The 1,511-nt window shown below is 54.1% G+C and carries 1 protein-coding gene; it reads right to left on the bottom strand.

Features of this window, described 5'->3' with window-relative positions; all coding sequences use genetic code 11:
• Window positions 1–74 precede the first annotated feature (74 nt).
• Window positions 75–1,426 (bottom strand): IS3 family transposase gene (locus ACR0MV_RS21610; protein WP_170825240.1). Its coding sequence is split into 2 segments (ribosomal slippage): window positions 75–1,090 and window positions 1,090–1,426, totalling 1,353 coding nucleotides; the frame shifts between segments, so codons are not numbered across the junction.
• Window positions 1,427–1,511 lie beyond the last annotated feature (85 nt).

The following is a 1,511-nucleotide window of genomic DNA, read 5'->3' on the forward strand; positions in this document are numbered from 1 at the left end:
TGTCCGTCGTCAGGGATTTTGGGACAGATGGCGCTCTGATCTAAGAGAGGATGTGGCTCATCTGGTTGGTTTGATTATGCGGCGGATTTGCGGTGAAGCAAGCGCCGGGTTTCGATGGTCTTTCGTTTGATCCTCTCTCGTTGTTTTAGAATGGTCTGTCCGCGCCCGAAGTAGACATCAGCGGGCGTGAGGTTTTGTAAGCTTTCGTGGTAGCGCCGGTGGTTGTAGTGATCGACGAAAGCATCGATCTGCTGCCTGAGATCACCGGGCAGGTAGTAGTTTTCCAGCAAGATGCGGTTCTTCAAGGTCTGGTGCCAGCGCTCGATCTTTCCCTGAGTTTGCGGATGGTATGGCGCCCCTCGGACATGATCCATTTCCTGATCTTCCAGCCATTCAGCAAGTTTACCAGAGATATAACTGGATCCGTTATCACTGAGCAGGCGCGGTTTGTGCAGCACGGTTGCCTGATCACAGCCCGACGCCTGTAGTGCCAGGTCCAGCGTGTCGGTCACATCCTCGGTCTTCATAGTCGTACAAAGCTTCCAAGCGATGATGTAACGGCTGTAATCGTCCAGGATCGTACTGAGATAGAACCAGCCCCAGCCGATGACCTTCAGGTAAGTGAAGTCGGTCTGCCAGAGTTGGTTCGGCCGTGTGGTCTTGTCCTGGAACTCGTCTGCGGCCGACAAAACCACATAAGCCGGGCTGGTGATCAGATCGTAGGACTTGAGGATGCGATAGACCGAAGCCTCTGACACAAAGTACTTTTCTGTGTCGGTGAAGCGAACAGCTAACTCACGCGGGGAAAGCTCACTTTCCTTCAGTGCCAGGTCCTTGATCTTCTCACGCATTGGCTGCGGAATGCGGTTCCAGACCCGTGAGGGCTTGGGACTACGATCCTCAAGCGCCTCAGGACCACCCGACAGATACCGGTCGTACCAGCGATAGAAGGTGGTCTTCGGGATGCCCAGCTTTTCCAAAGTGCGCTTGGTCGGGAGATGCGAACCTTCGACGAGGCGGATGATCTCCAGCTTTTCAGATGCAGGATACCTCATTCGTCGTCGTCCCCATCTGCGATCATGCTTTTTTTGAGCAAACGCAGTTCCAGGGCCTGTTCTGCAACAACTTCCTTTAGATCACGGGCTTCCCGTCTCAGATCCTTCACTTCGGCGGAAGTTGCCGCACGGGCCGTGTCACCTGCCAGACGTTTCTTGCCGGCTTCCAGAAATTCCTTGGACCAGCTGTAATACAGGCTCTGCGCGATGCCCTCACGACGGCACAGCTCTGCAATGCTGTCCTCGCCTTTAAGGCCGTCCAGCACGATCCTGATCTTCTCTTCTGCGGAATACTGTTTGCGGGTCACACGGCGAATGTCCTTTACGACCTTCTCACCGTAGCTCTGCTTGGTTCCGGGTTTCTTTCTCATCTCCACTCCTTGGCGGTTACGATGAGCCAGAAACCCTCTCTTATCAAATCTACTTAAACTGTCCCATTGGTGCTGACGTCAGACA

This window comes from Ruegeria sp. BC3 (assembly GCF_056539265.1).